The sequence below is a fragment of the Nostoc sphaeroides genome, from assembly GCF_003443655.1.
Lineage (GTDB): Bacteria > Cyanobacteriota > Cyanobacteriia > Cyanobacteriales > Nostocaceae > Nostoc > Nostoc sphaeroides.
The window spans coordinates 20,303-41,803 of the sequence record NZ_CP031941.1 but is presented as its reverse complement, the minus strand read 5'-3'; the positions used below and the strand labels follow the sequence as shown (position 1 = coordinate 41,803).

Here is a 21,501-nt window from a genome sequence, read left to right as displayed (position 1 = left end):
CTAAAGGTTGTAAGTTTTTTACAATTTCACCCCACCTTGCTGCAACTGCTTAAACGGATCAAGCAGAAAATCAATAATCCGACGCTGACGCACAATTACCTCAGCCGTCGCCGTATCCCCAGGACGCAAGGCAATACACTTATTAGCCGAGGGAATACAATTTTGTTTTAGGGCAATTTCTAAGTCATAAGCTGCTACCTTTCCATTAGGTGTTTCCACCTCTACGGTAGTAGGAGAAATTTCTAACAATTCTCCTTCAAGGACGCCATAATCCTGAAACGGATAAGCATCAAACTTTAGCTTTACTGGTAATCCTCTTCGCAAAAAGCCACTCTCAGTTGTCGCCATCTGCGCCCGAATTATTAAAGGCGAACCTTGGGGTGCAATCTCCGCAATCATTGCTCCTGGCTGCACCACAGACCCAGCGCGTTGTATCGGTAACTGAAACACTCTACCATTGACGGTGGCTCTTAACTCTCGTTGTCCTAACTGAAACTTTAACGAGACAATCTGACTCTTGCTTTGAGCAATTTCTGCTTGAAGCGTAGTAATTTCTGTTTCTAAATTCTTCTGTTGTTCGTCGATTTTTAGTAAAGCAAGTTTGCTGGAACGAGTTAAGGTCTGATAACTCCTTTCCTGTTCTTTCAGTCGCAACAGTGCCTGCTCAATATCTGCATTTGCTTGCCGAATAGTCCGCTCATAACTACTCTGTTGTTCTAGCAAACGTAGTTTAGCCTGCTGAATATCTGACTTATTTTGTTCGTATAACTGTTGCTTGTCTTTAGCTATATCTTGCTTCTGAACAACATTAATTTCTGGAACAACCCCTGACTGCCAAAGAGTCCGATAGCGTTCAACTTCCCTCTGGGTACTCGCCAAACTACTGTTTACTAACTTATTAGCAGTTTGACTATGCTCAAGAGTTTGACGTGCCTGATTAACTTGAGATAATTTTTCGTCTTTTTGTAAATCATAGGAATTCCTCAGAGTATTCATATTCTGTCGCGCTTGATCAATTTGAGCCTGCTTTTCTAACTGTTGAGATTGATTTTGTTGCTGTTGCGTTGTTAAAGATACAACTAACTGACTTTTAGATGAATTTAACTGAGAAAGTCGATTTAGTTGTCCCTCCAACTTCTCCTGTGCCTGCCGCATTTCCGCCTTAACTAATTCTGATTCCAATACCAATAAAGTCTGCCCAACTTTAACTGAATCACCTTCCTTTACCCGAATTTCGGCAACAGTACCCGCCACAGCTGCATCCAGCCTAACTGTCTTTCCCTTTGGCTCAAGTCGCCCTCTTGCCGTACCCGTTTCATCCACCTTAGACAGCATCGCCCAAGGTAAAATGATCGACACAAACACCACCAAAAAATACAGCAATCCCCTTGTCCAAACCTGGGGTAAACTATCAAGTAAATCCTTGGTTGCGTAAGCCCAATCATCAGTTGATATGGCTGGTGTTTGCTCTCTGAAAATTTCCTTGCCCTGTTCTACCTCATAGATTTGGGTTTGAACTTTTCCATTTAATGTGTTTGGCATGATTTTTCCTGATATCAATTTTGGATTTGGGATTTTAGGAGTGGGAAAACAAGAAAAGCTTCCTACTTTTCCTGTTGTTTCACCCCGCAACATCCATCTGCTGATGATTGAGATAAAAATAATGTCCGCGCTTGGCCATCAACTCTTTGTGAGTTCCACTCTCAATCAACACGCCGCGATCTAGCACCAAAATCAAATCTGCATTTCTTACTGTTGAAAGGCGATGGGCAATTACTAAGGTGGTTCTGCCTTTGAGAATTGTGTTTAAATTTGTCTGAATAATCCTTTCTGACTCTGCATCCAGATGGGAAGTCGCTTCATCCAAAATCAACAGCTTGGGATTGCCTAACAACGCCTTAGCGATCGCAATTCTTTGTCGCTGTCCTCCAGATAACATCCCGCCTCCTTCACCAATCTGGGTTTCATAACCCATAGGTAACTTTTTAATAAACTCATCAGCACCCGCCAATCGCGCCGCCTCAATAATCTCTGCCAAAGTTGCCCCAGGATGTGCCAAGCTAATATTTTCCCGAATCGTTCCGCCAAACAAAAAGGTGTCTTGGTCAACTACCCCAACTTGTTCGCGTAGAGAACGTAACGAAAGACTGGTAATATCGTGTCCATCAATCAAGACTTTGCCATCTGTAGGGGGATATAATCCTAAAACCAGCTTAGAAATTGTGGTTTTACCCGAACCACTCCGTCCCACCAGGGCAACCATTTGCCCACTATGTATTTCAAAACTGAGATTTTCTAAAACATTGATATCGCTTTCAGGGTGATAGCGAAATGTCACGTTGTCAAAACGAATGTTACCTTGAATGGGTGGTAAAGATTGCCGCGCCTGCTGCTGCAAATCCTCTTCTGGTTCTGCATCCAACACATCATTAATGCGTTCCACTGCAATCACCACTTCTTGCAATTGATTCCACAAAACTGTTAATCGTTGGAAAGGCCTAATAATATTTCCCAGCAACATATTAAATGCTACCAATTGCCCAATGGTTAACTGGTTGTGAATCACTTGGTACGCCCCAAACCACAGCAAGATGGTAGTTACTACTGCTTCAATTGTGTTGCTGAATATTTGCAGGCGATTGCTGATAATTTGCCCGGAAAAGTTAGTTTTTACTTCTTTACTTAATAACTCTTCCCAATGCCAACGCACTGTCTGTTCTACTGCTGTAGATTTAACTGTTCGCACACCAGAAAGGGCTTCAATCAGATAGCTGCTTTCATTAGCAACAGCGTTAAAGATTTCCCTAGAAATCTTTTGTAAAAAAGGTGTGGCAATTAATGCCAGCAGCAAAAAAGGCGGTACAATCACCAATACTAGCAACGCCATTTTCCAACTGTACCAAAACATCAATCCTAAGTAGATAAAGACAGTGACTAAATCTAGCAGGATGGACAATGCTTCACCGGAGAGGAAGCGTTGAATTTTACGGTTTTCCTGTACACGAGAGATAATATCCCCCACATAACGCGACTCAAAGTAACTCAAGGGCAGCCGCAAGGTATGACGAATAAATCCGACAATTAGTGCTAAATCGAGCTTATTCGCCGTGTGGTCTAACAGATATTGCCGCAACCCTGTCATCGCCACACGGAATAAACTAAAAATTAGTAATCCTAACCCCACCGCCGTTAAGGTTAGTTCAGAACGCTGCACTACTACTCGGTCTAAAATTAACTGGGTAAATAAGGGAGTAACCAGTCCAAATATCTGGATAAATAAGGAAGCGACAAACACTTCTAGCATTACTAAAGAGTGAGGCTTCATCAACTCAAAGAATTGCCAAAAAGGAGTAGAAGTCTCTTTGGCATCCTTCAACCAGGCTGTAGGTTGCAGCAGCAGGGTATAGCCAGTCCAGTTGGCTTTAAATTCAGCGTGGCTGAGGCTGCATTGCCCAATGGCGGGGTCGGCTACAATGACGTGTTTGGGGGTAATTTCGTAGACAACGATGTAATGTTTGCCTTCCCAGTGAGCGATCGCAGGCAATTTTTGCTTCGCTAATTGGTCAAGACTCGCTTTTACAGGTCGCGTGGAAAACCCAATACTTTCCGCCGCCGCCGATAACCCCCGCAGTGATGAGCCATTGCGGTCAACATTGGCGATATCCCGCAGGCGATTGACACTAAAGTTTTTCCCCCAATAACGAGACACCATCACTAAACAAGCTGCACCGCAATCCGATCCACTCTGTTGGGCAAAAAACGGATAGCGCCGGATCACACGCTGTAATAAATGCCCTACTCGTTGCCTGGAGTTGGGAAAATAGGCTTTGCTTATTTTTTTCTCGCGTGGCTTGACTGCTGGCGTTGACAAAATCTTCGTTTCATGCAGCCGTTTTGAGTCAGATGGCAGGACTGGAGTGTTATCCGAGTCCCCCTGTTGGGGGTTACGCGATCGCGCCTTAGCCCACAAATGCTCCCGAATTTGGGGATATTTAGCCATCAATGGCCACAACACTTCACCCGGAACGAAGCATAATTGTAAGTTGACTGAAGCCCTTGCAGCGTAAGGTCTAAAGTCAACCTCCTTCAACAAGGTAAATTCTCCAAATGAGTCACCTCGCTCTAAAGTGGCGATTAACTCATCGGCGTTATCTAGCAACCTGACCTTACCAGCGATCGCAATATAGATTCCTGGTTGAGCATCAGTTCCTTGCCAGAATTTACCGACTTTTGGGTTGATAAATTTAACTTGTTGAAGGCATTGTTGAAATTCCTCTGTCGAAAGAGAATAACCCAGAGTATGGTTGAACTGTTCTAGAGAAACCAATTGAGCAGATATATCTTGCGCCATAGATGTCTGAATCGTTTCCTAAGTTTGCGAAATTCAGAGACATAAATTCGGAATCATCTGGAATAGTTGCCGATTTCAGGTCACTAATGAAGATTTTGGAACTCTTAGCCTGCTCATGGCTGTTTGCTTCAGAATTGCTGGGTTTTGGTAGTGTGGATAATCCCATCTGTTTGAGCAGTCGCTTGATATGGCGATCGCTCACTTCAATCCCAAATTCTTTCGCTAAATGTTTCCCTAGCCAGTTTGTTGTCCACCGCCGAAAAGCATAGCCATGATCGCGGGGACTACCTTTAATTAGTTCTTTTAAACGTTCTAAATACTCCTCATTTACGGCTTTCGGGCGACCAATGGGGCAATCTTGCCATTGGTGCGCCATCCCTGTCCGAGCTATGTGCATCCAATGTCTTGCTGTTGCTGGACAACACCCCAAAATTTGACAAATTTCTGTTTGGGATTTTCCCTCATCTGCCAACAACATGATTTCAATACGTTGTCGGTAAGATTCAGGTAAACTTTTTTCTAAACTTACTAGCAGTAACTTACGCTGAAATGATGTTAAGTACTTACTGGTAGTTACTGGTATATATTTTGTCTCAATTTTTGGATTGCAGTCGAACATATACGTATTTTACCCTACACTTTTGGACACACGAATATCTTATAAAAGATTCATAATTTGGCAATTATCTCTAAGGTTAAGTAGAAACGTTGCAAAAAATAATCTTCCCTGCAACTGTAGTACTTATCACCATTTAGTTTTAGTTTTATGCAAAAAATAATTTAATTAAGTGATATTTCTGACATTTTTTTTTAATATTGCTTTTGTAGATATAGATTAGGCTACAAATCCAATTTATAAATTCCGAAAATAGTTGCTAAATTTTAGTAACGTTTTTGTAAAGATAAATTTCTGGTGAGCAGAGAAAAAAAGTAATAACGGAATCACCGTTACTATGGATGAAAATTTATAAGGCAAAAGCTAGCTTGGGACACAAGTAAAGTAACGCTACAGGAGTTGGAACCTCTACGCTAGTTGGTGCGAATCTGGCTTTTGCAAGTTCTGACGGTGAATGTAGAATCCCCGACCCTTTAGGGCGCGGAGTGTATGTGGGCGCAACAAACATTAGTAGTCGGTGGACAACAAGTAAATTATCCTACAAAGATGTGTGTTGATTTGCTGCACTGCTTACTAGCTGCAAGAACATTTACCGAATCAGGTAAACTTGATGCTTTACTTGATTGGGAATAAAATAAGTAATTTATAATCCAATACAGTTCAGTTAAGGATTTGTGGTACTGATTTTAAACCTGTAGAGACGCGAAATTTCGCGTCTTTACCAAGGTTTTTGGGCTTAACTGAACGGTATTGATTTATAATCTAAAATAAGATTTATCTAAGTAACTAGATTAATAACAACTATGCACCCCATATTAAAAGTTGATATTTCTGAACTAAGTGTATCTGAACGTATACAGCTTGCCGAGGACTTATGGGACAGCATTCTTACAACACCCGATGAAGTTCCTCTCAGCGATGAGCAAAAACAAGAATTAGATAGACGCTTGGAGATGCATGACCAAAACCCAAACCAAGGTTCAACCTGGCAATCCGTGAAGCAAAGACTAGGTTTAACTGAATGAGCTATCAGTTAATAATTAGTCCAGAAGCAGAACTGGATATTCAAGATGCTTTTGAATGGTATGAACAACGTGATTCTGGAGTAGGTTCGGAGTTTGTACGTGCAGTTGATAGCTGTTTAGCATTAATCGGACGTAACCCTTCAGCTTATCCAGTGGTGTATCGACAAGCGCGGCGATTATTAATACGTAGGTTTCCCTATGGTGTTATTTATATTGTAGAAGAAAATGTTATCACTATAATTGCTTGTTACCACGTCAAACGTAATCCTAAACAATGGCAGAGCAGGAATATTTGAACGCTTTTATGGAAAAAAGTTAGGTTTAAAACCTCGCCCCGCACTTCGTGCCGCTCGCGCTTTCGTGGGCGAAAAAATCCTTGTCTCCCAAGGTAGATGGAAACCCCACAAGAAAGTGCGTGGCTGTATTTAATTTTGAATTTTGAATTTTGAATTGATTCATGATCTCGCCTACAATCACCTGAACCATCTATAATTCCTGTTATCAAATAAGCCATTAATAACAGTGTAATCAAAGCGATCGCACCCCACAAAATCAATTCAAAGAATCTGGATCTATCCCCAACCTTTGTAATTCTTGTGCCAACCTTTGAGCGCGTTGTTCCGCAGTAGTAGCGCGTTGTTCGGCAGCGATCGCTCTTTCTTCTGGTGTTAAATATCTGACTCCTTGTTTGTCATACCAATACAACCAATCTCGCGTAATTCCCTGATAGGTTCCCCGTTCATAACCAATTGCTAAACCTATCTCTGATAACCAAATTAGATTTCCTGGCTGCAATACATATTCACCATTTACAAAGCGATAAACTTCTAAAGGTGGTTTTCTCCGGCGTTGGGGATTGTAGACAACATAATACAAAATCTCCATATCCGCATAAAGTTTCTTTTTGCTGGTGTATTCCCCACGCCGTCTGTGAGAAACAACTTCTAATGCCATAATCGGCATCACCTTTTCTTCCCACAACACATAACTTAAACGCAAGTTCTCATCAAAAACTCGCTCGACTCCTAAACTTAAAAACCCATCAGGCACAATCGGCGGTAATTCGGGATCGTAATATATCCCCATATCAACCCCAAAAAACCAATCCATCCGGCTTGTCCACAGCCAAGCTAAGATTGCTTCTAGCAAGCCAGGAATCAAATGTTGTAGTTGATTATCCACAGGTTCATCGTCAGAATCTGGCAGATCCTCGGCTCCGGGTAAGCAGTGCAATGGGTTGTAATTTAACATGGTGGGTGCGATTGCAAACTTATAATATTGATGATATCTATCCACCTCTGACTTTTTCTTGCGATAATTCCCAAGGGGGTCGTGTCAGCTTGTGGACTGGATAGTGCCGACACTTCCAGGTTGAAGCAAGAAGAAAATGTTAGCAATTGTTAGTATTTTTGGATCGGACGCGCTCTCCACTGGTTAGTAAACGAGGGATAGATGACACTCAAGCGATTAGTTTTAATTTTTATACTGACACCAATAGCAGTTCTGTTGGCAGTTTGGGCTTTATTCAGTAGTTGGCAAGAACCTCAGTTCCAAAGTCGCCTAGAACTATACCAAACCAATATTGCTCTCCAAGCCCAAGCTTGGCAATCAGAAGATAGCAGCGATCGCAATCTCCAGGCGGTTCAGGAAGCAATACTTGGTGAGCAACCCCTGGAGGGCGCCACGAAGCAATATGAGGAGGCGCGTCAATCAGTTGCAGCTAATTTAGGCAAAGTTAACAATAAACTTGCACAATTACGCTCTCAACCTGAAATAACTCCCATACCTCCGAAACCTTTACCGGATGTTCCTCCCACTACTAAAACTTCTAAACAGGGACAGCAACAGTTACAGCAGTCCCTCAAGCAATTACAAAAATTATTGGCTGAATTAGACTTGCGCCTGGGAATTTTACAAGCACAGCAAGGACAGACCGATACAGCTATTAAAACTTGGAGCGAATTACAACAACGCTCTGATATCAATCCAGAATTTGGAGAAACCGCATCTGTATTAAGTGGAATCTGGAGCAATCCTCCCCGTCTGCTCCAAAATTCTCAAGAACGAATTCAAAAGAATTTAGAAGGTTGGTTTCGCTCTACTGCTTTGGTTCAGCTATACCAACTCCAGCAACGACAAGACGCTTTATCAGCAGTTAAAGCTGCACAACAAGAATCTGCTGCTCAAGCGGTGATCAAATTAGCAGTTATTGGCACTATCCCCACTTTGGCAGCTTTAACTGGTCTAATACTGCTGATTTTCTTACTTGCTCAACGCTTGTTGAAAGGAAAAGCCTCGTTACTAGCTCAAAATGCTGATGTCGTTTGGTCAACACCTTGGGATGGTGAAACCATTTTACAGGTTTTTATCGTCGGCTTTTTCTTCATGGGGCAAATTTTTGTCCCTTTATTGCTATCGCTGCTCCCCATCCCTCGGCCTGCGGGTGATGTGCGACTTCAGGCTTTTTATGTTTTAGTTAGTTACTTACTGGTAGCATCGGGTGCGCTGTTAGTGCTGTATTTCTCTCTCAAGCGCTTTTTTCCATTACCAGAATTTTGGTTTCGCTTCCGTTTTCAAGATAAATGGTTTTTGTGGGGACTCGGAGGCTATTGCGCGGCTTTACCTATAGTTGTGGTGGTATCTTTGATTAATCAACAGCTATGGCAAGGACAGGGTGGTAGTAATCCCCTGTTGCAATTAGCCCTAGAAAGCCAAGATGGTGTAGCACTTGGCATATTTTTCTCCACAGCAGCGATCGCAGCTCCATTTTTTGAAGAAATTCTATTTCGCGGCTTTTTGTTACCCTCTCTAACTCGCTACTTACCCGTGTGGGGATCGATTCTGATCAGTAGTTTGTTGTTTGCGATCGCTCACCTCAGCTTGTCGGAAATTCTTCCCCTCACTGCATTGGGGATTGTCTTAGGAGTTGTTTACACGCGATCGCGCAACCTCCTTGCTCCTATGCTCCTCCACAGCCTTTGGAATAGTGGTACATTATTAAGTTTATTTGTTTTAGGTAGTAATTAGCACTCAAAAATTACTGTAGCCAAAAATAGAAATATCTGATTGTATCTGCATAGGTAAGAACAATTACTAGTTATATCTTGTGATTGGTGCGATCGCGTTTCATGCCCCCTGGAGGCGATAGCAAAAAAATCCGGAAATAATACTGATGGACTTGTAAAAAGTGGTGTAGCAGTTTTTGCTGATTATTTGGGTTCATTCTTCTCAAGAAAAAGCAAAATTGCCGCACCGATGGTCAAATCTACTAAAAGTTACTAAGGAGCGCCAGATTTTCAGGTATAGCCGGAAGACATTTTAGCGTCCTCTCTGGAATAGAAGTACGCTGATTTTGGTTATTTGTCTTGGGCTTATTTGTACTGAAAAAATTAAAAATATATTTATTAAGCAAGTAAATGTATTTGCTTTGATTACAATAAAGACTTTATTTTTATACCTCACTTATCAAGGAACAGCACAAAATATGTCAAATTTCAATCCCACTCACCCTACCAAACAACTTCTAGCTGGTTACTGTGGCATTATCCTTGGAGGATTTGGGGTTCATAAATTTATTCTAGGATACGCTCCAGAAGGCTTTATCATGTTGGTGATTTCTGTAGTCGGAGGTTCTTTCACCTACGGAATTGCCTTGTTAATTATGCTACTTGTAGGTTTAATTGAAGGCATGATCTACTTGAATAAACCCCCTGAAGAATTTGTAAATACCTACTTTGTGAAGAAGCAGGGCTGGTTCTAGTACCGCAAGGCGGAAGTCACGCATTCAAAAATATTATGGAATAAGCTCTTTAGAGATTTTAAATGGTTGCTCTATTTCCGCCGTGGCGTACTAGTACCGCAAGGCGGAATTCAAAATTCACGCATTCAAAATTCAAAATTAAGACAGAGTAAGCGTTCCGTTGATTTTGAATGGTCTGTTTATTTACGCCGCGCTGTACTAGTGTAAAAAGGCAGTTCATGCTAGAGGCAGATTATATTTCTTTTTATTTATTAATATGCTCATTCTCAAACCTAAACAGCTTAACTGGGCAATATTCTTCTTTTTGGGCATAGGGTATTTCAGCGTTATGTCTCATTTGGAAATCAACTATTTCTTAAAAAGCCTGATTGTGATCATGCCAATGCAGGTTGGAGCTATCATTTATGTGACTTATTTACGCTGGAGCCGTCATTGACCCTTAGCGAGATACGATAAATTAAGAAATTTAATAGGGTTGACATACAGTCGTAGTTCCATATTTCGCCTACGCTCAAATTAGAGACGCTTTTACTCAGGCGTTGAATTTCTGTAGCGAATCTAAACACTTGCCATGCAACTTGTCCCAAAAACTAAGCTAGCCCCAGAATTTGACCCAATCCTAGAGAAAATTATTCTCGATGTTGGGGGTATGAAATGTGCTGGATGTGTGAACGCAGTAGAGCGACAGCTAACCCAACATCCAGGAGTGAAAAGTGCCTGTGTGAACCTGGCCACAGAGGTAGCAGTTGTAGAGTCAGAAACTGGTGCGGTAGATGCAGATGCACTAGCACAGAAATTAACAGCCGTTGGATTCCCGACTCAACCCCGAAAAACTAGTGGTACAGCAGCAGGCGAAATATCTACTTTACCAGATCCAGCAGAACGACAACGCCGAGAAATGCAATCTTCTGTTAGGCAGTTAGCGATCGCTGCAATCTTACTATTATTGTCGGGAAGTGGACATTTTGGTAATCTTGGTACCTCAGTGCTACCAGTGCTAAATAACATCTGGTTTCACTGTGGACTGGCGACAATAGCGCTATTAATTCCCGGCCGCCCGATTTTGGTAGATGGCTGGCTGGGCTGGCGGCGAAATGCGCCTAACATGAATACCCTGGTGGGCTTAGGAACGCTGACAGCCTACATTGCTAGTTTAGTAGCGTTGCTCTTTCCCAAAATGGGTTGGGAGTGCTTCTTCGACGAACCAGTAATGATGCTGGGCTTTATTCTTTTAGGAAGAACATTAGAGCAACAAGCTAGAGGTCGCGCTGCTGCTGCATTTAGGAAATTGTTAGCACTCCAGCCACAGGTAGCGCGATTGATTGCCAATCCAGAAAAAGGAGGAATGGGATCTTCTAGCGTAGAGATTCCTGCTGAACAGGTGCGTGTTGGTGAATGGGTACAAGTGCTGCCAGGTGATAAAATCCCTGTCGATGGTGAAGTGGTGGTTGGTAAAACAACGGTGGATGAATCCATGTTGACTGGGGAAGCCGTGCCAGTGATTAAGCAACCAGGCGATATGGTGACAGGAGGGACGCTAAACCAGTCAGGAGCGATCGCTATTCAGACAACCCGGACTGGAAATGATACAACTTTAGCTCAAATTGTCGCCCTAGTAGAAGCCGCCCAAACTCGGAAAGCCCCAGTACAGAAATTAGCAGATACAGTAGCTGGTTACTTTACTTATGGAGTGCTGACAGCATCTGTATTAACATTTGTCTTTTGGTACTTTTTCGGTACTCACATTTGGGCTGATGTCAATATGTCCGGTGGCATGGAAATGATGGGTCACGCGACACATGAAGCTCCCTACTCCCCTTTATTAATTAGTTTAAAACTAGCGATCGCAGTTATGGTAGTCGCCTGTCCCTGTGCTTTGGGACTTGCCACACCAACAGCCATTCTTGTCGGCACTGCTATGGGCGCAGAACGGGGTTTGTTAATCAAAGGCGGTGACGTTTTAGAAAAAGTACACAAGTTAAACACCGTAGTCTTTGATAAAACCGGCACTTTGACCACGGGTAATCCCATCGTTACAGATTGTCTGTTAATTGAGGAAATGGGGAGTAAGGAACCCCACTCCCATTCGACTACGCTCACGGCAAGCCCACTCCCTACTCCCTACTCCCTAATCCAACTAGCAGCAGCCGTAGAAAGCGGTACTCACCACCCCCTAGCAAAAGCGATTCAGCAAGAAGCACAGCAGCAACAATTATCGATTCCAGAGGCTGTGGACTTTCACACAGAACCAGGATTAGGAGTGTCTGCTGTCGTAGAGGGCAAAGTTGTACTGTTGGGTAACTGGGACTGGTTGAGTTGGCACGGCATTGCCATTAACGAAACTGCACAACAGGTAGCACAGGATTTAGCAACAGATGGTAAAACGGTCGTTTGCGTAGCTGTTGGAGGAGCTTTAGCTGGGTTAATTGCTGTTTCTGACACCCTCAGACCAGATGCCCAATCCACCGTAGATAAATTGCGTCAGATGGGCTTACGAGTAATGCTGCTCAGTGGCGATCGCAAAGAAGCAGCAAACGCCATAGCCAAACAACTAGGATTAGATAGTGCTGATGTCATAGCAGGTGTTCCCCCAGCCAAAAAAGCAGCTGCCATACAAGCCCTCCAGGGACAAGAGATACAGAGAGAGGGAATTCCAAATCCAAAATCTAAAATCCAAAATTCAAAATCTGTTGTCGCAATGGTAGGAGATGGAATCAACGATGCTCCAGCTTTATCCCAGGCAGATGTAGGAATTGCTTTACACTCTGGGACAGATGTGGCGATGGAAACTGCTGAAATTGTTCTAATGCGCGATCGCTTAAACGATGTCGTCGAATCTATTCAGCTTAGTCGCGCCACCTTCAATAAAATCCGCCAAAATTTATTCTGGGCTTTTGCATATAATACAGTTGGCATTCCTTTAGCAGCAGGCGTTTTGTTCCCTAGTCTGGGTTTTGTCCTTAACCCCTCTGGTGCTGCTGCATTAATGGCTTTTAGCTCTGTTAGCGTCGTCACAAACTCAATATTATTACGGCGATTAGCTCATCACCCGTAGAATTTCCATCTCAACCATCTCAAGTTAAACTGAGTCGCCCCGTCAGCTTTTACGCAGTCCATAAAGTCTCTTGGGAGAATTACCAAAGCTATCATAGCTAGTGGAGTAGAACGAATATGTTCTACTCTTTCAAGGTATTATGCAACTTTAGGGACTTCCAAGTAAAAAAATATTCCATTGCTATTGTTCACTGTTGACCGTTGACCGTTGACGGTTCACGAGTTTTCAGTCAACAGTCAACAGTCAACGACTTGAATGTGGAATAATTTATTTTTTGGAGTTCCTTTAAAGCTTATTTAGATCAGCACCACAGACTTATGGTGCGCAAAAATGGCAAAATACGATACTAAACAAATATTGATCAATCACAGTTCCACCAATTTGTCAATGGCAGCAGAAACCAATGAAAACCATCTACTGATTATTGAAGACGATCAAGGTCGCAAAGAATTTTCTCTAGAGCACCCCGTCTACTCTATCGGTAGAGATCGTGAGTGTAATATCCGTTTGATGTCGCAGTTTGTCTCCCGCCGCCATGCCACATTAGTGAGATTGCCACGAGATCATAATAGTCATAGCTACTATTACCGGATTGTAGATGGCGATGCCAAAGGCAAGCCTAGTTCCAACGGTTTGATGATTAATGGACGTAAAATACCAGCCCACGATCTCAGAAATGAAGACGAGATCGTTTTTGGCCCCCAAGTACGTGCTATTTATTACCTTTTAAGAAACACTCAGCGCTTGGGACAAACGGATTCGAGTGAGTATGATATTACACTAATAAACCCCGGAATGGCCGAGGATTTAGAGGATCTAGAAGAGTGAATTATAACTACCAATAACAGCTTGACACTCCCACGTCTTCAAGACGTAGGAGTGTCAATTCAATCATCAAAGCTATCCTGCAAGACTTTCAATCAAATGCCAATGGCGGCTACTTTCAATAGACTGCTTGATAACTTCAAACATTTGTCGGCAGTAATTATCTAGTTGGAGTGGTAGTTCTTCATTTTTAATCACAATGCTCATTCGGGTTTCTGTTTCAGTAGATTTTGATTTATCAATCAATACTTCTGCTGTGATTAATTTAGGAAAAGGAACATGGCCCGGAACCTCACGAGCGATAATATAATCGCCAGTGTAGTATTGAATATCCAACTGACAGTCCTGTAGAAGTTCTACAAGTAACGGCGACAGATGGTCACTCTTGACAGAAACAGTAAATGAACAGGTATAGCGAGCCATAATAGCCCCACGCCTTGCAACACTCTGTCCATCCTATAATACCGAAGCATCTAAACGAACAGTGATTAAAAAATCAAAGTTTTTGAGTTTTGAGATCGGGCATTACCCACAACGAAAGTGCCGTAAGCTGAAAGTTTGATCAAAAACTTTACAATAGAGGTTTGGCTGAGGTAGAACATGAAAGTAGCAATTACTGGAGCAACAGGATTTGTTGGTAGTCTTTTGGTACAACGACTCCACGCAAAAGGTCATAAAATAGTAGTATTAACTCGGAATACCAACTTTGCTCAAAAGGTTTTTCCATCTGAGGCTTTCCCAAATGTAGAAATTGTTGCCTATACACCAAATACATCTGGTTCTTGGCAAAGTATAATTGCTAGTTGTGATGGCGTAGTTAATTTAGCAGGAGAACCTATTGGTGAAGGACGCTGGACACCAGAACGCAAACAAGAAATCCTCAATAGCCGGAAGCTAGGCACACAAAAAATAGTTGAAGCGATAGCCAACGCTAACCCCAAACCAACTGTGTTAATTAATGCTTCGGCTATTGGCTACTACGGCACCAGCGAAACGGCAACCTTTGATGAAACAAGCCAATCTGGTAGCGATTTTCTTGCCCAAGTCTGTCAAGTCTGGGAAGCAGAAGCCAGAAAGGTAAAAGATGCTGGTGTGCGGCTAGTAATTCTGCGTTTTGGGATTGTTCTGGGTAATGGTGGTGCCTTGGATAAAATGATTACGCCTTTCAAACTCTTTGCTGGTGGGCCCATTGGCAGTGGTAGGCAGTGGTTCTCATGGATTCACGTAGAGGATTTAGTTAGCCTGATTTTGGAAGCTTTAACTAAACCGGAAATAGAAGGTGTATATAATGGCACTGCCCCTAACCCAGTCAGAATGGTAGATTTAAGCCAAACCTTGGGAGAAGTGATGAATCGCCCTTCTTGGCTGCCTGTTCCTGGTTTTGCGATCGAAGCTCTTTTAGGAGACGGGGCTATGGTAGTTTTAGAAGGTCAGCAAGTCATCCCGAAGCGCACGCTGGAGACAGGCTTTGAGTACAAATATCCAAATTTGCAATCAGCGTTAACGCAAATTCTTAATTAAAAGGGAGTGGGGAGTGGGGGAAATGATTCCAGCACAAAATAACAAGAGTAGTTTGTTACTCTTTTTAAATTTTATCTGCAACTGCGATCGCACCGCCTCCCCACAAATCGAAAAACTCCACAGCACATTGTTAGTTCACTCGCAGTTTTTAATGACCACTTTTTGAATTCAAAATTCAAAACTTGTACTGAGCGTAGCCGAAGTATTCAAAATTCAAAATAAATTGTTATAAATTTTGAATTGATACCTAAAGGGATACAAGCCCCTAATTTCAATTATGAAAAAAAATAAAACACGTAGTATCAATATTCAAGCCCCCGCATTTATGCGTGGGGTATTAATAATGAAATTGATAATTTTGAATTTTGAATTGTTTTGACGTAGATCCGATTTATTTGACTCATAAAGATTTTTGGACATTACTTTTGTAGTTGTTTGGGATTTGTTATTTGCGGGTGAGATGTCGGTAAATAGCATAAAATCATCTTTCTCAACCACCTTCAGCGAATCGCACCCAACCCCAAAAGCAAAACCCCGTGCTACGTGAGGTGCTACGGGGTCTAATTTGAGGGTGTTGGGGGAATGGGTGGGAAGGGTTTTCATTTTAATCTATAATGCTTGCTCGAATATCTTTTAAAGTCATCATCAGTGTTAATGGTTCTATTGGTGATGGTTGAAACCCACGTTTTAAATAAAATCTTTTGGCTTCTTCATCTTTAGCGTGAACCAAAATACATCTAACACCTGCTATTTGGGATACTGATAAAATACGAATAATAGCATCTTTTAATAAGCCAGACCCTATACCCTGTCCTTCCCATTTGGTATCGACTGCTAGTCTAGCAATAAGCATACACGGTATAGGGTCTGGTGCGTTCCGTTTAGCTTTGCTAACAGCTACTAAATGAGTTACAGATCCGGTTGCTAAACAGTAATAGCCTATTACTTGATTTTCAACAGTTACCACAAAAGTTCTAGCCGTATCCCTCTCATTTTTCAAAGCTTTCTCCTTCAGCCAGTTATTCAAAGCTTCTGATTTAGATTTAAACTCTAATACATCATGCTCATGAGTAAGTGGCTGAGGAGCATTAATAGTTTTTGTTTGTTCTATCATTAATCCCAAGGCGATTTAGTCGTTAATAATTTACGAATTTCTTCATTCGCTTTAGGTGGTGAGTCCAACATAGTAAGGAATTCTTGATATTTTTCCTCGTTTAACGCGAAGAAAGTTTTGTCACAGATGACTTTTTCAGCTTCTCGGCAGGCTACCTCTAACATAAAGTCAGAACGGCTCTTACCAAGAATCGAAGCGGCATTATCAATTAAATCCCGTTGTTGTTCTTGAACTCTAATATTAATTACTTGGTTACGGCCAAGGTTATCCATTTTAGAACGGGCAAGCATTGGGTATCTTCCATTTGTGTATCTCATTTAGCGTTGCTGAATTAAGTTTCAAGCTTTATTCAGCAATGCTTAATATCTAATATAGAACATTGTGTATACAACGTCAACACAAAATTTGGTTTGACGACTGTTGTCAAATTACGGATACTCGCCATTTGCATGACTGGATTTTTGGCAATGCTTCTATGAATAAGCAGGAAAGGGGCAGATTTCCTGGGGTAAGTGTCTCTTCTGCTGCGCTATTGACTAGAGAGAAATTTTTTGGAAACCCAACTGATAATACCGCTAAGAATGGCACCGCCCATGAGAATACCGATCGCTGGGTTAAATACGGGTTGCCACAGTTTATGCCACAAATCCAAACCCAGGTTAACTCCTACAGAATCACCGATCGCAGCGATCGCTAACCAGATAAAGCCAAACAAAACCAAAAAAACATCGGCGACTAAAATCGTGTTTAGCCAATTTAACAATTTATCTTTCATGATTGAAATGGGGAGTGGGGAGTGGGGAGTGGGGAGTGGGGAATGATAAATAGGGAGTTGGTATTAGAAGAAACAAGATAGACAAAAGAGACTTATTCAAGAATTTTTCCTTGTCCCTCTTCCACTCCCTACTCCCTATTCCCCACTCCCTGTCCTTATTCTTCAAACAGCCAATTTTTGACTTTTTTCAAACTCTGCCAATCTGGTTTTCTACTGAAACCGTCTTCAATACTGGTTTTTATTTCATCCCGCCATTCTTCGTTGACAAACATTAGCTGTTGTGCTACATCAATATGTTCTCGTAAACCTTTTTGACCTGTTTCCAGCATTGCTAAGGCCAGATTGACTCTAGCTTGTGGGTCTTGGGGATTTAACTTGACTGCCTTCTGTGCAGCTTTGTAAGCCAAATTGGGTTTGTTATCGAGTAGATATAACCATGCCAAACAAATCCAAGCAGCACTAGTTTTAGGGGCGCGATCGCACACTTCTTTAAACACAGGGATTAAAGAATCTACCGCTTCTCCTGCTTTATAGCGTTCTAAACCTGTATCAAATAGGGATTCAACTGTATTAGTCATTGGTCACTTGTACTGAGCGAAGCCGAAGTATTAGTCATTTGTCTTTCGTCCAATGACAGAGGACAAATGACAAATGACAATATTACACCCCAAATGACTTGCCGCAACCACAAGTTTGGTTGGCATTGGGGTTAGTGAATTGAAAGCCACCGCCAATCATGGCATCGCTGTAATCGAGCATTAAACCGTAGAGATATAATAGACTCTTGCGATCGCTGACAATTTTGAAGCCATCATAATCAAAAACTTCATCCTGAGGGGTGATCTTGCTAGTGTCTTCAAAGTCCATCATGTAAGACATCCCTGAACAGCCACCCTGACGGACTCCTACCCGTAAGCAGAAGTCTGTGCCTTGCCTGTCCCGGAGGGATTTTACCTGGTGCAATGCGGCTTCGCTCAACAGAATTCCGCGTTGTTGAGACTGAATTGCTTGTGTCATCTGCTTTTTTAACTCCTTAATTAGTTTAAGCTTTACCCTATATCAGCTTGTTAATGCCTTTGGGTTGCCGTTGGTGTTTTTGTATTCATTCTAGCGGCTTAGATGTCGTTAGATGCCAAATTGTAAACACTCCGTTAAAAGCAGCCAAAGATTTTTATTCTAGAATTGAGAGACTCAGTGTGTTTAGAGATTCGGTATTTTTGGAATTCAAGTCTGGCAGCAGTCACCAGAAGCAACTATCTTTCAGGTGCAGCCATAAAAACCTAATCCAAGGCGTGCTATCCCCCAAAGTCTACTTCCAAATTGCTTCTTTTGATTAACTTACTCTATGACAAGTTTTAATCGCTCTACCAGTCGTCGGTTGAAGAAATTAACTCAAATTCCTTCTGTATGGGAGGGCGATTCGCCGTCCGTTGTCATCACCAAACCAGCATTCAGATGAGAAAAAGGGAGAATGCATCCTTTGGGTAGATTACTCCCAAGGTATGGTTCGAGGAATGGACGTGGTAGCTTCAGATATCGGGCCAGAAGCAATAGTTCGGACTTTAATGCAAGCAATGGAGCATCCCCACAGTCCGGCAAGACCTGCCAGACCCCAAAGAATTGTAGTCAAAGACCGGGAGATCCAATTTTACCTGCGGGGGGTGCTGCAAGATTTAGATATTGCCATTGACTACGCACCAGAACTGCCTTTAATTGACGAACTGTTTCGTGGGTTCGCTGATATCCTCGATAGTCAAACCCCCGACTTACCCCCACAGTATGCACAAATCTTGCGAGAGAAAGCATTTGCAATTTGGCAAGCAGCACCTTGGGAATTTTTGGAAGAACAGCAAATTTTGTCAATCGAGATTAATAAGTGGGATGTTGGCACACTCTACGCCTCAGTCATGGGAATGCTGGGAATGGAGTATGGGATTTTGTTTTATCGCTCAGAAGAGTCTTTAAAACAGTTTCGCGCCGCAGTTTTAACGGATCAAGAATCAACTGAGCATCTAGAAGAAGCGTTCCTCAAGCAAGATTGCTTATTTCTCACCTTTGAGAGTAGCGATGAAATCGATGAAGATGAGGATGAAGAAAGTGATTTGGCGGATCTGCCATTATCAGAAATTGATCCCACCTTCGGTAATATCCACCCCTTAGAAGGACTACGGTCTGTTTTGTATGACGAAGAAGCACTGGTAATCTTCGTTGCGATCGAAAGTCTAAGCCGCTTTATTCGCGATCACCGTCGCCAGCTTCATGAGGACATCTTTCCTACCCTCAGCCGTCGCTATCGCATTTCTCTGCCGCAATCGGAAGAAGCAACTAAATCTCTGCCTGTTACAGTCTCTACCATGCCACAGTTAGCAGCAGAATTAGAGGAAATGGCAGGCTTTGATGTCGATGACGAGGATATGGAAAACCTTGACTCCCCAAATTTCCAATCATTGCAAGATGACTTAATACCAGAAGATTCTTTCCTCAGCTTAGGTGTGGTGTCCTGGGAAATGTTGGAGTACTTGCGAAAGGGAGTCAGCTATCATCAGGCTGGTGAAATAAAACAAGTGGGTGACGGTTTGCCGGTGATTTTAATTCAAACTTCCCGCCCCAAGGCTAAGACTGTAATTGAAAGAATTGAAGCAACAGGCGGACTGAGAGCTATTTGCTTTAATCCAGGTGCCGACCCCTTTGATGGCGATCGCTACGACCTGGGTTTATTACAAACTCAAAATGGCGAATTGTTCCTATTTGGGGAATTTTTAGATGAAGATCCGATTCATGTAGAAGCCCGCAAAAAATGGAATCAGCGCTGTAAAAATACTAAGGGCTACTGTGGCTTAATCATTGCCAAAGGGCTAACCGGAGCTTCTCGTGGCAATCCTCAGTTACGAGATATGATGGCTTTGTTTGAAGCGCGATCGCTTTCACCTAAAGATTTAGGTATTGGCACTCTTCAACTGATGCCCCAACTTAAATTTGAATAGTTGCACCAATTCCCCCAATCCTCAATCTCAAATTGTGATTATTATGAGAAATTACAGCAGTTTTCTTTTGCATGAAGTACAAAGCTATGGGTTTTGAGGCAGCAGGTAGAAACTCCTTATATCTGATGCGTAAATCCTACACTTTGTACCTCACTTACTTGCAAAATACTGTTAGTTAATGTGTATTTGATTCACGTATTAACTAAAACTGCATTCGGGAGAGGAAAAAGGGAAAGCTTTACCCCTCTTCTGTTTACAAACTGAGTGCTGAGTGAAGTAAAAAGTACTCAGGATTTTTGCATTTGTATTTGCCTCAACCTTGGTGGGTGATCTTTTCACTCAGCACTCTTCATTTGCGTAGCTCTTAAAAGATGTTTGAAAAATATTATGCGAAACATCAAAGTCATCAAAGACCTAACCCCCTGACCCCCTTCCCGACACTCTAAGGGGGAATTCAAAGCCTCTCGACCTTTCGGGGAGAGTAATGGAAGCGGGGTTTTTAGTATACTTTAGGACTTACGCACACTCTACGAATTCTTCTCTACGAGACGCTACGCGTTGGCGAAGCCTCTCGTTAGAGAAGGCGTTCTTCTCTAACGAGACGCTGCGCGATGGCGTCAACTGTTGGAGACGCGAAGCGCGATAGCGAAGCGGTAGCGAGTCATCGAGCGTCTGGCGGTTCGATAAATTAAGCTTTTCGGCAATTTTTGCGTAAGTCCTGTACTTAACGACTTTCCAAACATCCTCTTAGGGTGCAGCACTTTGCAATCCACATTTCCAGTGGATTTCAAGTCGGTGAAGTACACCAACTGCATCCATTCAGTAGACCTTTTGCATAAATCCAAAATAAGAACCCCACCCGGACAAAGCTACGCTTTGTCTCCCATCCCCTTAATAAGGGGAGGGGTTGGGGGTGGGGTATTAAGCAATACAGTTCAGTTAAGCCCAAAAACCTTGGTAAAGACGCGAAATTTCGCGTCTCTACAGGTCTAAAATTAGTACCAAAAATCCTTAACTGAACCGTATTGGGGTATTAGGGACTTTTGCAAGAGGTCTAGTAATGCTGGAGGAACTTTTAGGATTACTGAATTGAAAAATCCAGAGCAGAGCAAACCTCTGCTCTGGATTTTCCTTTAGCTTAGAGGTTGTTTAAAAAGTGGTTGGCTATGATTTTAGGCACTTATTGATCCCCCCAACCCGCCGATAAATTGGGGGACTTTAAGACTCTTATCCCCCCTTTTTTAAGGGGGGTTAGGGTGGATCAACAAATATTTGATACTTTTCAAACATCCTCTTAGAGTTCTCTCTGAATTCTGCTGTATGTATATGTCATGTTAACAGCCGTAGGTGACTAATGATTAGAAGCTAACTTTACCTCAATTTCATGAAGTAGCTGTATTTTGAAATTTTTTCAGTCATTTCATCTAGATATTTACCAGTATAAATCAGTACAGAACGCTCAAAAATTATTTGCA

Annotated in this window: 18 protein-coding genes and 1 pseudogene; 9 read left to right on the top strand and 10 right to left on the bottom strand. The window is 42.3% G+C overall.

The features are described 5' to 3' along the window. Nucleotides 1-18 precede the first annotated feature (18 nt). From D1367_RS00240 to D1367_RS00230, 3 genes are all read right to left on the bottom strand, one after another. Complete coding sequence (locus tag D1367_RS00240; protein ID WP_181985007.1) at nucleotides 19-1,542, bottom strand: beta-barrel domain-containing protein; 1,524 nt, start codon at nucleotides 1,540-1,542, stop codon at nucleotides 19-21. 79 nt (nucleotides 1,543-1,621) lie between these two features. Then, nucleotides 1,622-4,351, bottom strand: coding sequence for a peptidase domain-containing ABC transporter (locus tag D1367_RS00235; protein WP_118161651.1), 2,730 nt, complete (start codon nucleotides 4,349-4,351; stop codon nucleotides 1,622-1,624). Further along, entirely contained in the window at nucleotides 4,245-4,970 is a 726-nt protein-coding gene (locus D1367_RS00230; protein WP_118161650.1) for a helix-turn-helix domain-containing protein, read from the bottom strand. The genes D1367_RS00235 and D1367_RS00230 overlap by 107 nt, the downstream gene beginning before the upstream one ends. A 486-nt stretch (nucleotides 4,971-5,456) precedes the next feature. Here D1367_RS00230 and D1367_RS30250 point away from each other — a divergent pair, with 486 nt between their 5' ends. The 3 genes from D1367_RS30250 to D1367_RS00220 all read left to right on the top strand — a co-directional run bounded on the left by D1367_RS30250 (nucleotide 5,457) and on the right by D1367_RS00220 (nucleotide 6,288). Continuing rightward, the gene (locus D1367_RS30250; protein ID WP_181985006.1) at nucleotides 5,457-5,600 is read left to right on the top strand and encodes a hypothetical protein; all 144 of its coding nucleotides are present in this window, start codon (nucleotides 5,457-5,459) and stop codon (nucleotides 5,598-5,600) included. A gap of 170 nt (nucleotides 5,601-5,770) precedes the next feature. Beyond that, on the top strand, nucleotides 5,771-5,992 hold the full coding sequence (locus D1367_RS00225) for an addiction module protein (RefSeq protein ID WP_118161649.1): 222 nt from the start codon (nucleotides 5,771-5,773) through the stop codon (nucleotides 5,990-5,992). After that, entirely contained in the window at nucleotides 5,989-6,288 is a 300-nt protein-coding gene (locus D1367_RS00220; protein ID WP_118161648.1) for a type II toxin-antitoxin system RelE/ParE family toxin, read from the top strand. Before D1367_RS00225 ends, D1367_RS00220 begins: the two co-directional genes overlap by 4 nt. Before the next feature lie 256 nt (nucleotides 6,289-6,544). Here the strand turns inward: D1367_RS00220 and D1367_RS00215 are convergent, their stop codons facing one another. Next, nucleotides 6,545-7,243, bottom strand: a complete 699-nt coding sequence (locus tag D1367_RS00215; RefSeq protein ID WP_118161647.1) for a Uma2 family endonuclease — start codon at nucleotides 7,241-7,243, stop codon at nucleotides 6,545-6,547. 201 nt (nucleotides 7,244-7,444) lie between these two features. Here D1367_RS00215 and D1367_RS00210 point away from each other — a divergent pair, with 201 nt between their 5' ends. The 4 genes from D1367_RS00210 to D1367_RS00190 all read left to right on the top strand — a co-directional run bounded on the left by D1367_RS00210 (nucleotide 7,445) and on the right by D1367_RS00190 (nucleotide 13,635). Further along, the gene (locus tag D1367_RS00210; protein ID WP_118161646.1) at nucleotides 7,445-9,019 is read left to right on the top strand and encodes a CPBP family intramembrane glutamic endopeptidase; all 1,575 of its coding nucleotides are present in this window, start codon (nucleotides 7,445-7,447) and stop codon (nucleotides 9,017-9,019) included. A 457-nt stretch (nucleotides 9,020-9,476) separates the two neighbouring features. Further along, nucleotides 9,477-9,752 carry a TM2 domain-containing protein gene (locus D1367_RS00205; RefSeq protein ID WP_118170965.1) on the top strand — a complete coding sequence of 92 codons (276 nt, stop codon included), beginning with the start codon at nucleotides 9,477-9,479 and terminating at the stop codon, nucleotides 9,750-9,752. Nucleotides 9,753-10,323: 571 nt separating this feature from the next. Next, the gene (locus D1367_RS00195) at nucleotides 10,324-12,807 is read left to right on the top strand and encodes a heavy metal translocating P-type ATPase (RefSeq protein ID WP_118161644.1); all 2,484 of its coding nucleotides are present in this window, start codon (nucleotides 10,324-10,326) and stop codon (nucleotides 12,805-12,807) included. 330 nt (nucleotides 12,808-13,137) lie between these two features. Continuing rightward, nucleotides 13,138-13,635, top strand: coding sequence for an FHA domain-containing protein (locus D1367_RS00190; RefSeq protein WP_118161643.1), 498 nt, complete (start codon nucleotides 13,138-13,140; stop codon nucleotides 13,633-13,635). Nucleotides 13,636-13,707: 72 nt separating this feature from the next. On the opposite strand, the gene D1367_RS00185 is transcribed toward D1367_RS00190, so the two are convergent. Continuing rightward, the gene (locus tag D1367_RS00185) at nucleotides 13,708-14,055 is read right to left on the bottom strand and encodes a hypothetical protein (RefSeq protein WP_118161642.1); all 348 of its coding nucleotides are present in this window, start codon (nucleotides 14,053-14,055) and stop codon (nucleotides 13,708-13,710) included. 177 nt (nucleotides 14,056-14,232) lie between these two features. Between D1367_RS00185 and thyD the strand changes: the two genes are divergently transcribed. Next, nucleotides 14,233-15,153 (top strand): thylakoid membrane protein ThyD, encoded by a 921-nt coding sequence (thyD, locus tag D1367_RS00180; protein WP_118161641.1) that lies wholly within the window; start codon nucleotides 14,233-14,235, stop codon nucleotides 15,151-15,153. A 604-nt stretch (nucleotides 15,154-15,757) separates the two neighbouring features. On the opposite strand, the gene D1367_RS00170 is transcribed toward thyD, so the two are convergent. The 5 genes from D1367_RS00170 to D1367_RS00150 form a co-directional block, all read right to left on the bottom strand. Beyond that, nucleotides 15,758-16,267, bottom strand: a complete 510-nt coding sequence (locus D1367_RS00170) for a GNAT family N-acetyltransferase (protein ID WP_181985005.1) — start codon at nucleotides 16,265-16,267, stop codon at nucleotides 15,758-15,760. Then, entirely contained in the window at nucleotides 16,267-16,557 is a 291-nt protein-coding gene (locus tag D1367_RS00165) for a type II toxin-antitoxin system TacA family antitoxin (RefSeq protein ID WP_118161638.1), read from the bottom strand. Before D1367_RS00165 ends, D1367_RS00170 begins: the two co-directional genes overlap by 1 nt. 239 nt (nucleotides 16,558-16,796) lie before the next feature. After that, complete coding sequence (locus D1367_RS00160) at nucleotides 16,797-17,042, bottom strand: hypothetical protein (RefSeq protein ID WP_109009489.1); 246 nt, start codon at nucleotides 17,040-17,042, stop codon at nucleotides 16,797-16,799. A gap of 155 nt (nucleotides 17,043-17,197) precedes the next feature. Further along, entirely contained in the window at nucleotides 17,198-17,620 is a 423-nt protein-coding gene (locus D1367_RS00155) for a tetratricopeptide repeat protein (RefSeq protein ID WP_118161637.1), read from the bottom strand. Nucleotides 17,621-17,702: 82 nt separating this feature from the next. Further along, nucleotides 17,703-18,059 carry an iron-sulfur cluster assembly accessory protein gene (locus D1367_RS00150; protein WP_118161636.1) on the bottom strand — a complete coding sequence of 119 codons (357 nt, stop codon included), beginning with the start codon at nucleotides 18,057-18,059 and terminating at the stop codon, nucleotides 17,703-17,705. Between the two features lie 328 nt (nucleotides 18,060-18,387). Here D1367_RS00150 and D1367_RS00145 point away from each other — a divergent pair. Continuing rightward, a pseudogene (locus D1367_RS00145) lies at nucleotides 18,388-20,026 on the top strand (DUF6930 domain-containing protein). Nucleotides 20,027-21,501: the final 1,475 nt, after the last annotated feature.

Bases quoted from the DNA above. Each gene is read 5' to 3' on its own strand.
- D1367_RS00160 (WP_109009489.1), bottom strand. From the start codon at position 17,042: ATGAAAGATAAATTGTTAAATTGGCTAAACACGATTTTAGTCGCCGAT.
- thyD (WP_118161641.1), top strand. From the start codon at position 14,233: ATGAAAGTAGCAATTACTGGAGCAACAGGATTTGTTGGTAGTCTTTTG.
- D1367_RS00190 (WP_118161643.1), top strand. From the start codon at position 13,138: ATGGCAAAATACGATACTAAACAAATATTGATCAATCACAGTTCCACC.
- D1367_RS00195 (WP_118161644.1), top strand. From the start codon at position 10,324: ATGCAACTTGTCCCAAAAACTAAGCTAGCCCCAGAATTTGACCCAATC.
- D1367_RS00150 (WP_118161636.1), bottom strand. From the start codon at position 18,059: ATGACACAAGCAATTCAGTCTCAACAACGCGGAATTCTGTTGAGCGAA.
- D1367_RS00210 (WP_118161646.1), top strand. From the start codon at position 7,445: ATGACACTCAAGCGATTAGTTTTAATTTTTATACTGACACCAATAGCA.
- D1367_RS00155 (WP_118161637.1), bottom strand. From the start codon at position 17,620: ATGACTAATACAGTTGAATCCCTATTTGATACAGGTTTAGAACGCTAT.
- D1367_RS00240 (WP_181985007.1), bottom strand. From the start codon at position 1,542: ATGCCAAACACATTAAATGGAAAAGTTCAAACCCAAATCTATGAGGTA.
- D1367_RS00230 (WP_118161650.1), bottom strand. From the start codon at position 4,970: ATGTTCGACTGCAATCCAAAAATTGAGACAAAATATATACCAGTAACT.
- D1367_RS00215 (WP_118161647.1), bottom strand. From the start codon at position 7,243: ATGTTAAATTACAACCCATTGCACTGCTTACCCGGAGCCGAGGATCTG.
- D1367_RS00225 (WP_118161649.1), top strand. From the start codon at position 5,771: ATGCACCCCATATTAAAAGTTGATATTTCTGAACTAAGTGTATCTGAA.
- D1367_RS00235 (WP_118161651.1), bottom strand. From the start codon at position 4,351: ATGGCGCAAGATATATCTGCTCAATTGGTTTCTCTAGAACAGTTCAAC.
- D1367_RS00205 (WP_118170965.1), top strand. From the start codon at position 9,477: ATGTCAAATTTCAATCCCACTCACCCTACCAAACAACTTCTAGCTGGT.
- D1367_RS00220 (WP_118161648.1), top strand. From the start codon at position 5,989: ATGAGCTATCAGTTAATAATTAGTCCAGAAGCAGAACTGGATATTCAA.
- D1367_RS00165 (WP_118161638.1), bottom strand. From the start codon at position 16,557: ATGCTTGCCCGTTCTAAAATGGATAACCTTGGCCGTAACCAAGTAATT.
- D1367_RS30250 (WP_181985006.1), top strand. From the start codon at position 5,457: ATGTGGGCGCAACAAACATTAGTAGTCGGTGGACAACAAGTAAATTAT.
- D1367_RS00170 (WP_181985005.1), bottom strand. From the start codon at position 16,267: ATGATAGAACAAACAAAAACTATTAATGCTCCTCAGCCACTTACTCAT.
- D1367_RS00185 (WP_118161642.1), bottom strand. From the start codon at position 14,055: ATGGCTCGCTATACCTGTTCATTTACTGTTTCTGTCAAGAGTGACCAT.